Source organism: Actinomadura darangshiensis, from assembly GCF_004349235.1.
Taxonomy (GTDB): Bacteria; Actinomycetota; Actinomycetes; order Streptosporangiales; family Streptosporangiaceae; genus Spirillospora; species Spirillospora darangshiensis.
Map to the genome: position 1 here is coordinate 1 of NZ_SMKY01000323.1, position 9408 is coordinate 9408.

Annotated in this window: 9 protein-coding genes; 2 read left to right on the forward strand and 7 right to left on the reverse strand. The window is 72.6% G+C overall.

The window, feature by feature from the left end; genetic code table 11:
- From E1293_RS39850 to E1293_RS39880, 7 genes are all read right to left on the reverse strand, one after another.
- Positions 1-958 (reverse strand): SLC5/6 family protein (locus E1293_RS39850; protein WP_207939375.1); only part of this gene is annotated, 958 nt, incomplete at its 3' end.
- A 49-nt stretch (positions 959-1007) separates the two neighbouring features.
- Entirely contained in the window at positions 1008-1808 is an 801-nt protein-coding gene (locus tag E1293_RS39855) for a sugar phosphate isomerase/epimerase family protein (RefSeq protein WP_132204142.1), read from the reverse strand.
- The gene (locus tag E1293_RS39860) at positions 1808-2887 is read right to left on the reverse strand and encodes a dihydrodipicolinate synthase family protein (protein WP_243717268.1); all 1080 of its coding nucleotides are present in this window, start codon (positions 2885-2887) and stop codon (positions 1808-1810) included. Before E1293_RS39860 ends, E1293_RS39855 begins: the two co-directional genes overlap by 1 nt.
- A gap of 35 nt (positions 2888-2922) precedes the next feature.
- Positions 2923-4065, reverse strand: coding sequence for a Gfo/Idh/MocA family protein (locus E1293_RS39865; protein ID WP_132204146.1), 1143 nt, complete (start codon positions 4063-4065; stop codon positions 2923-2925).
- 46 nt (positions 4066-4111) lie between these two features.
- A complete protein-coding gene (locus E1293_RS39870) occupies positions 4112-4921 on the reverse strand; it encodes an ABC transporter ATP-binding protein (RefSeq protein ID WP_132204148.1) in 810 nt (269 codons plus the stop codon).
- A 20-nt stretch (positions 4922-4941) separates the two neighbouring features.
- Positions 4942-5964, reverse strand: coding sequence for an ABC transporter substrate-binding protein (locus tag E1293_RS39875; protein WP_132204150.1), 1023 nt, complete (start codon positions 5962-5964; stop codon positions 4942-4944).
- Positions 5965-6021: 57 nt separating this feature from the next.
- Positions 6022-6891, reverse strand: coding sequence for an ABC transporter permease (locus E1293_RS39880; RefSeq protein ID WP_132204152.1), 870 nt, complete (start codon positions 6889-6891; stop codon positions 6022-6024).
- Positions 6892-7032: 141 nt separating this feature from the next.
- On the opposite strand from E1293_RS39880, the gene E1293_RS39885 reads away from it, so the two are divergent.
- Positions 7033-8091, forward strand: coding sequence for a LacI family DNA-binding transcriptional regulator (locus E1293_RS39885; protein ID WP_132204154.1), 1059 nt, complete (start codon positions 7033-7035; stop codon positions 8089-8091).
- A gap of 69 nt (positions 8092-8160) precedes the next feature.
- Positions 8161-9285, forward strand: coding sequence for a mandelate racemase/muconate lactonizing enzyme family protein (locus E1293_RS39890; RefSeq protein ID WP_132204156.1), 1125 nt, complete (start codon positions 8161-8163; stop codon positions 9283-9285).
- Positions 9286-9408: the final 123 nt, after the last annotated feature.

A 9408-nucleotide genomic window follows, 5' to 3' on the forward strand; every position in this document is an offset into this window, starting at 1 on the left:
ACCACCGGCCCCGCCCGGCCGGACCCTCGCCCGCCCGGACGGCCGAGGTCGCCATGGGCTCAGCCGTCCGGGTCTGCGGGGGCCTGCCGGGCAGGAAGCGGCGGACGGCCAGGGCACCGGAGTGGACGGCGGCGAGGGTCGGGGCCATGACCGACGCGGCCACGAAGAGGTTCGCGGCCGGGAGGCCGTCCGGGCCGGCCAGGACGGCGACCACGTCGGTGGAGCCGCTGGCCGCCGCCACCCCGGCGCCCACGATGGAGGCGCCGAGGGCGGGGACGACGAGGAGCGCGACGCAGGCCGCGAGGTCGCCGCGCCCGCGCAGGCCGACCGTGAAGTCGGGGGCCCGGACGGCGAACACCGAGACGTAGCCGATGTAGCCGGCGAGGTCCGCGGCGAGGACGCCGGGACCGTCCCGTGCGAGCGACACCGGCGACGCGGGCGGCGCGAGCTTCACGGCGACGATGCCGATCAGCGCGACCGCGGTCAGGGTGGTGGCGACCGCGACCGCGTTCCACCGCCCGCCGCCCGCGACCAGCACCGCGACCAGCGGGACGGTCAGCACCGCCACCCCGGCGGCGTCCGGGACACCGGCCAGCGCGGCGAGGGCCGCGCCGCCGAGGCCGACGTTGAACCCGAACCAGCCGACCATCGCGGCCGCGAGCAGCGCGGTGAACGCGCGCTCGGCGGCCGGCGCCAGGTAGCGCGGCGCCAGCTCGGTCATGCCCGCGTTCTCCCCGGCCGGTGCGCGCAGGCCGAGGCGTCCCTGCGCGGCGAGGAGCGCCGCCATGACGGCGCCGCCGATCACCAGGACGATGACCGGCAGCGCGCCGCCGTGGCGCCCGCCGACCTGCGCGCCGAGGACGAGCGCGCCGGGCGCCGTCCCGATGCCGAGCCACGCGCCCGACGCCGCCCGCCACGTCCGCTCTCCCCCCGTCGGCTCGCGGCGTGTCGTTGTCATCCGCCCTGTCATAACAACGACACGCCGCAAGTCGACGAGGTTGGTGGGGTCATGCGACGTGCTCGTTGTAGCGGGACAGGGTCAGGGCCAGGGCCTCTGGGCCGGGCATGGACCAGAGCGCGTCGTTGAAGATCTCCACTTCGATCGGGCCCTCGTAGCCCGTCGCGTCGACCGCCTCGCGGAAACGGCGGAACTCGACGCAGCCGTCGCCGAGCATGCCGCGCCCCGTGAGGACGCCCTCGGGGAGCGGCGTCACCCAGTCGGCGACCTGGAACAGCGACAGCCGGCCCTCGGCGCCCGCGCGGGCGATGCCGTCCCAGACGTCCGGGTCCCACCACAGGTGGTAGGTGTCGATCATGACGCCGACCTGGGCGGCCGGGAACGGCGTGGCCATGTCGAGCGCCTGGGCGAGGGTGGAGACCACGCACCGGTCGGAGCAGTACATCGGGTGCAGCGGTTCGAGCGCGAGCTGGACGCCGTGCTCGCCCGCGTAGGGCGCGAGGCCGGCCAGGACGTCGGCGACACGGGAGCGCGCGCCGTCCAGGTCCCGGGACCCGTCCGGCAGCCCGCCGCTGACCAGGCACAGCGAGGGCGCGCCGAGTTCGGCGGCCTCCTCGATGGCGCGGCGGTTGCTCTCCAGGGCGTCCGGCTCCTGGAAGAAGCCGCCCCGGCACAGGGACGTGACCGTGAGGCCGTGGTCGCGCATGAGCTTGGCCGTGTTGGCCAGGCCGTACTCGGCGACCGGCTCCCGCCACAGGCCGACGCCCGTGACGCCGGCCGACGCGCAGCCGGCGGCGAGATCGGGCAGCGGCCAGTGCCGCGTCGTCCACTGGTTCAGGCTGAACCTCATCAGGCGGCTCCTTGGACGGTCAGCCACGCGCTCATGCGGTGCGCCGCGAGACCGGGGTCGGGGAAGAGGCCGGCGGCGTCGGCGAGCTGGAAGAGGCGCACCATGTGCGCCACGGACCGTGCGTTCTCCAGGCCGCCGACCATGCGGAAGTGCGCCTGGTGGCCGGTCAGCCACGCCAGGAACACCACGCCCGTCTTGTAGTAGTAGGTGGGAGCTTCGAAGAGGTGGCGGGCCAGCGGCACCGTCGGGGCGAAGATCTCTTCGTAGGACGCGGTGTCGCCGCCGTCCAGCGCCCGCAGGGCCGCCGCGGCGGCGGGCGCGATGGGGTCGAAGATGCCGAGCAGCGCGTCGCTGTGCCCCTCGGAGTCGCCCTGGATCAGTTCCGGGTAGTTGAAGTCGTCCCCGGTGTAGAGGCGGACGCCGGACGGCAGCCGGCGGCGGAAGGCGATCTCCCGGCCCGCGTCCAGCAGCGAGATCTTGACGCCGTCGATCTTGGACGCGTGCTCGCCGATCAGGGCGAGCACCGCGTCGGCGGCGGCGTCCAGGTCGGTGGAGCCCCAGTAGCCGTCCAGCGCGGGGTCGAACATGGGGCCTAGCCAGTGCAGCACGGCAGGCCGCTTGACCTGGGACAGCAGCCGCCCGTACACGGAGGCGTAGTCGCCTGGGCCCTGCGCGGCGGCGGCCAGGTGGCGGCTCGCCATCAGCACCGGCACCGCGTCGACCGACTCGATGACCGCGAGCTGCTCCTCGTAGGCGGCGGCGATCTCCTGCAGCGACGCCGGTTCCGGCGGGAGCTGGTCGGTGCCCGCCCCGCAGACGATCCGGCCGCCGGCTGAAAGCGCTTCCCGGCCGCTCCGCACGATGAGCTCGCGGGTCGTCGCCCAGTGCAGGCCCATGCCGCGCTGGGCGGTGTCCATCGCCTCCGCGACGCCCAGCCCGTACGACCACAGGTGGCGGCGGAACGCCAGCGTCGTGTCCCAGTCCAGCGACTCGCCCCCGGGCACCACATGCGCCGCCGCGTACGCGACGCGCGCCGTGCTCGGCCCGGGTGGCGGCTCGTAGGTGCGCGGCTCGCCCATCGTGTAGGGCGTGAGCGCACCCGGCAGATCGATCTTCACAGCTCCGGGACCTCCAGCCGCCGGCCCTCGCGCCACGCCCGCAGCCCCAGCTCGGCGAGCTGGACGCCCCGCGCACCCGCGTAGAAGTCCCAGGCGAACGGGCCGTCGTCCGCGATGTGCCGCAGGAACATCTCCCACTGCGTCTTGAACCCGTTGTCGAACTCGGTGTTGTCCGGGATCTCCTGCCACTGCGAACGGAAGTCCTCGGTGGCGGGCAGGTCGGGGTTCCACACCGGCTTCGGCGTCATCGACCGGTGCTGGACGCGGCAGCGCCGCAGCCCGGCGACGGCCGAGCCCTCCGTCCCGTCCACCTGGAACTCCACCAGCTCGTCGCGGAACACCCGGGTCGTCCAGGACGAGTTGATCTGCGCGACGATCCCGCCGTCCAGCTCGAAGATCCCGTACGCGGCGTCGTCGGCGGTCGCCTCGTACGGCTTGCCGTCCTCGTCCACCCGCTCGGGGACGTGCGTCGCCCCGAGCGCCTGGACGGACCGGACCGGCGCGATGGCGTCCAGCACGTACCGCCAGTGGCAGAACATGTCGAGGATGATGCCGCCGCCGTCCTCCGCCCGGTAGTTCCAGCTCGGCCGCTGCGCCTCCTGCCAGCCGCCCTCGAACACCCAGTAGCCGAACTCGCCGCGCACCGACAGGATCCGGCCGAAGAAACCGCCGTCGATCAGCCGTTTCAGCTTCAGCAGCCCAGGCAGGAACAGCTTGTCCTGGACGACGCCGTGCTTCACTCCCGCCTCGTCCGCGAGCCGCGCCAGCGCCAGCGCGCCCTCCAGGTCCTCCGCGAGCGGCTTCTCGGTGTAGATGTGCTTGCCCGCGGCGACGGCCGCGCGGATCGCCTCGACCCGCGCGCCCGTCACCTGCGCGTCGAAATAGACGTCGATGCCCGGACGCGCCAGCGCCTCGGCCAGGTCGGTCGTCCAGGCGGTCAGCCCGTGCCGTTCCGCGAGGTCGCGCAGCTTGTCCTCGCTGCGGCCGACGAGCACCGGCTCCGGCCACAGCACGGTGCCGTCGGCCGTGCGCACCCCGCCCTGCTCCCTGATCGCGAGGATCGAGCGGAGGAGATGCTGGCGATACCCCATCCGGCCGGTGACGCCGTTCATGACGATCCCGATGGACCTGCGTGCCATCCCGTTCCTTCCTAGCCTGTCGTTTATCCGTGGTCTGCGGGGCCGGTCAGTCCGCTGAGGCCCCCGCGCCGAGGAGTCCCCGGACGTGGTTGGTGACGCGGGCGAACTCCGGGCGCGCCATGGTGGCCGCGTAGTCCCGCTCCGCCGGCAGGTCGATGTCGATGACCTCGTTGATCGTGCCCGGCCGGTCGGTCATCACCACGACCCGGTCCGCCAGGTACGCCGCCTCCGCGATCGAGTGGGTGACCAGCAGGACGGTCGTGCCCGTCTCCCGCCAGATCCGGTTCATCTCGACGTTGAGCTGCTCGCGGGTGAGCGCGTCGAGGGCGCCGAACGGCTCGTCCATCAGCAGGACGGGCGGCTCGTGCAGCAGCGCCCGGCACAGCGCGACCCGCTGCTGCATGCCGCCGGACAGCTCGTGCGGCAGCGCGTCCTCGAAGCCGGTCAGCCCGGTCATCTCGATCAGCTCGGCGGTCCGCTTGCGCGCCTGCGCGGACGGCATCTTGCGCATCTCCGCCTGGAGCAGGATGTTCTTGCGGGCGCTGCGCCACTCCAGCAGCGCCGCCCGCTGGAACACGTAGCCGATGTCGTGGCGCGGGCCCGCGACCTTGTCGCCGCGCAGCCGGACGTCCCCGGACGACGGCTTCAGCAGCCCGGCGACCAGTTTCAGCAGCGTGGACTTGCCGCAGCCGGACGGCCCGACGATCGCGACGAACTCTCCCATCGCGACGTCCAGCGACACCTCGCGCAGTGCCGTGACGTCCCGCTTGCGGCTGCGGAACCGGACCGCGACGCCGTCGAGGCTGACGGCGGTCTCCCGCTCGGTCGCGTCCGGGTCGGTGGCTGACTCGCTCATGATCCTCATCGCTCGTCCCGTCATGCCTGCGGTGCGGCCGACGCCTGCCAGTACTCCGACGGCGGCTGCGCCTTCTCGATGACCCCGGCCTGCTGGAAGGTGGCGATCGTCGTCTTCCAGTCCGCCTCGGCGTTCACGCCGGGCGCCTTGCCCTGCGTCGCGGGCGTGTGCAGCAGCGACAGCGTGGTCTTGAACTGCTCGGTGACGACCTTGGTCGGCGGGAGCTGCTCGGACGCGCCGGCCATGCTCGCGACGGCGCCCGCCTGGTCGCCCTCGGCCGCCGTCCACGACTCGCTGGTGGCGGCGACCATGTCCTTGACGAGGTCGGCGTCGCTCTTCAGCTTCCGCTCGCCGACGATCAGGCCGTTGGAGAAGAAGTTCAGCCCGAAGTCGGAGTACCGCAGGTAGGAGACCTCCTTGCCGGACTTGGCGGCCATCGTCGGGCCCTGGTCGTTCGCGAAGCCCATCAGCCCGGCGGTCTTCCCGGCCAGCACCGCGGCCATCTTCCCGGCCGGGTCGGTGTTCTGGACGGGGACGTCGCCCTCGCTCAGCCCGTTCTTCTTCAGGAACACCGGGAAGGTGCGGGCGAGCGCGTCCCCGGCCGTCCCGGCGATCTTCTTGCCCTTCAGGTCCGCGGGCTTCTTGATCCCGGCGGTCGTGAACGACTGCACGGACGCGGGCGTGGTCTGCAGGAACACGCCGACGCTCTTGACCGGCATCCCCTTGTCGACGGCGGCGAGCAGCGCGGGCGTGTCGGCCCAGCCGAAGTCGGTCTGCCCGGCGCCGGTGGCCTGGACGGTCTTCTGCGAGCCCTGCCCCGCCTTGATCTCCAGGTCGATGCCGTGCTTTTCGTAGATGCCCTTCTTCTTGCCGTAGTAGAACGGCGCGTGCTCGCCGTAGGGGTACCAGTTCAGGGTCAGCGTGACCTTGGTCAGCTTCTTGCCCGAGGCGCTCGTGGTCTGGCCGGAGTCCCCGCCGCAGGCGGCGCCGGTCAGCGCCATGGCCGGAGCCAGGATGGCGATGGCGAGAGTGCGGAGTTTCATTTCGGACGGCCCTCCGTCAAGGGGTGGGATGGGTGCGGTTCGGATGTGGACGGGGTGTCAGTACGTCGTGGTGACGGCCTCCCCGCGGCGGCTGGCGTGCCAGGGCAGCAGCAGCTGCTCCGCGATCTCGACGATGACGAACAGCACGACGCCGATGGCCGACATGACCAGCAGCCCGGCGAACAGCATCGGGGTGTCGAGGTTGCCGTTGGCCTGCAGGATCACGTAGCCGAGCCCTTCGTTCGCGCCGACGAACTCGCCGACGACGGCGCCGGTGACGGCGAGCGTGACCGCGACCTTCAGGCCGGAGAACAGGTGCGGCAGCGAGGCCGGCATCCGGATCTTGGCGAAGGTGGCCAGCGGGCTCGCGCCCATCGTGGCCGACAGTTGCAGCATCTCCGGGTCCACCGACTTCAGCCCGGCAACCATCGAGATCACCACCGGGAAGAACGCGATCAGCACCGCCACGACGATCTTGGGGCCGATGCCGAAGCCGAGCCAGACCACGAACAGCGGGGCGATCGCGATCTTGGGGATGACCTGCGCGAACAGCAGGATCGGGTAGAGGGTGCGCTCGACCGTCGCCGAGTACACCATGAGCACCGCGGCGAGCACGCCGATCAGCACCGCGAGCGCGAAGCCGATCAGTGTCTCGTACGTGGTGACCCAGGTGTGGTGCCAGATGTAGCCCCACTTGTCGCCCATCAGCTTCAGCGTCGCGCCGGGCGAGGGGACGAGGTACGCCTCGACCAGCTTGAAAGCGCTTACCGCCCACCAGGCGGCGAAGCAGGCCAGCAGCAGGGCGACGGGCCGCCACGACCGCTCCAGGCCGTCGCGGATCCGCTCGCCCGCGCCGGGCCGGCCGCGTTCGACGACGCCCGCCGCGTCCGCCTGCGGCGTCGCGGTGGTCGTGCCCTGACTCACCATTGGGTTCCTCCGGACGGGTGGTTGGGAAAGCGCGTTCAGAAAGCGCTTTCTGCTGTACCGTAAGAAGCGGCGCACACCGCGGTCAAGAGGGTCTTCTCCAAGAACCCGCCGCGCTGGCCCGCGCAGACCTAAGGGGCGGTGATGACGGAAGCTGCCGAGGAGGAGCGCGCCGGCGACCGGGCGTACGTGACGCTGCAGGACGTGGCGCGCGACGCCGGCGTCTCGCTCGCCACCGCGTCCCGCGTCCTGAACGGGACCTCGCAGGTCCGCGCCGACCTGCGCGAGCGCGTGCTCGCCTCGGCGGCCGAGCTGAGCTACACCCCGAACGCGCACGCCCAGGCGCTCGCCAGCTCCTCCAGCAAGTCCGTCGGCGTCATCTGCCACGACGTCAGCGACCCCTACTTCGCCGCCATCGCCCGCGGCGTGATGCGCACCGCCGCCGAGCACGGGATGCTGGTGATGCTCGCCAGCACGTTCCGCGACCCGTCCCGCGAGGTCGAGTTCGTGGCGATGCTGCGCGCCCAGCGGGCCCGCGCGATCCTGCTGATCGGCTCCGGCTTCGAGGACCGCGATTGGGAGCGCTCGATGGCCGCCGAGCTGGAGCCCTACCAGCGCACCGGCGGCCGCGTCGCCGTCCTCAGCCGGCACCGCAGCCTCAAGGTGGACGCCGTCCTGCCGCAGAACCGGGAGGGCGCAGCCGCCCTCGCCCGCACGCTGCTCGGCCTCGGGCACCGCGACTTCGGCGTGCTGACCGGCCCCCGCGCGCTGACCACCGTCTCCGACCGGCTCGGCGGCTTCACCGAGGCGCTCGCCGACGCGGGCGTCCACGTCCCGCCCGAGCACATCGTCGAGGCCGCCTTCACCCGGGACGGCGGCTACGCGGCGGCGGCCGAGCTGCTCCGCCGCGAGCACCGTCCGACCTGCGTGTTCGCCGTCACCGACGTGATGGCGATCGGCGCGCTCGCCGCCTTCCGCGACAACGCCGTGTCGGTGCCGGGCGACCTCTCGCTGGCCGGCTTCGACGACATCCCGATCGTCCGCGACCTGGCCCCGCCGCTCACCACCGTCGCGCTGCCGCTGGACGCGATGGGGGAGCGGGTGATGGGCCTGGCGCTGCGCGAGCCGGCGACCCGCCGCAGCCGCATCGAACGCGTCGCCGGCGAGGTCGTGCTGCGCGCGAGCACGGCCGCACCCAACTGACCCGCGGCGCGCCCGCCGTCCCCCCGTCCAGGACGCCGCAGGGCGCGCCGCCAACATCGGAGGCGTTCCGTGAAAATCGACCGGGTCGAGACCTTCTGCGTGGCGCTGCCCACCCGCCGCTCGTTCGGCGTGTCAGGCGGTGCGGTCGCCGTGGCGGGACAGCCGAGCCTGCGCGTACTGGTCAAGGTGAGCGCCGGCGGCGCGCACGGCTGGGGCGAGGCGACCCCCATCCCGGCCTGGACGTACGAGACCGCCGAATCCATCGTCACCACGATCGACCGCTACCTGGCGCCCGTGCTCGTCGGCCGTCCCGCCTGGGACCTGGACGGTGTGACGACCGCCTTCGACCGGGCGATCAACCGGGGCTTCAGCATCGGCGCGCCGCTGGCCAAATCGGCCGTGGACGTCGCCCTCCACGACCTCCTAGGCCGCATCGCGGGCGTCCCGCTGGGCGTCATGTGGGGCGCCCGCCGCCGCGAGACGATCGACCTCGCGTGGATCGTGTCGGGGCAGTCCCCGGACGAGGTGGCCGACAGCGTCGCCGAGGGCCGCGACCTGGGATACCGCGCCTTCAAGGTCAAGATCGGCCTGCACTCCGGCGACGCGGCCGTGGTGGAGGCCGTCCGCCTGCACGCGGGCGACGAAGCGCCCCTCTGGGTGGACGCGAACCAGGGCTACACCGTCCAGTCGGCCCTCCGGATGGCGCGCCGCCTGGAGGACCTGGGCGTGACCGCGTTCGAGCAGCCGCTTCCGGCCAACGACGTCGCGGGCCTGCGCCGCCTCCGCGACGCCTGCCCGATCCCGGTCGCCTTGGACGAGAGCCTCCGCCACCCGTCCGACCTCGCCACGTTCGTCCGGCTCGACGCGGTCGACATCGCCATCGCGAAGGTCCAGCGCACCGGCGGCCTGACGCTCTCCCGGCGCCTGTGCTCCCTCGCCGAGGACTCGGGCGTCGCGCTGATGGGCTCCGGCCTCACCGACTCCGACCTGGGCCTGGCCGCGTCCCTGCACCTGTTCTCGGCGTACGGCGTGGACACCCCGGTCGACCTGAACGGACGCCAGTTCATCGAGTCCCCGTACGCGGGCCCGACCGTCCAGATCACCAAGGGCACCGCCCACGTCCCCGACGCCCCCGGCCTGGGCGTCGAGGTCGACGAGCAGACCGTCCGCGACCTGGCGGTGGACGTCCTCTAGTGTCTCGCTCGAAAAGTTTCTTTTCTTTTGATTTTGGCGATGATCTCGTCGGCGTCCTTGGTCCAGGAGAACGGTTCGCAGCGGTCGTTCCAGCCGTCGATGAAGGCGCCGATCGCGGTGGTG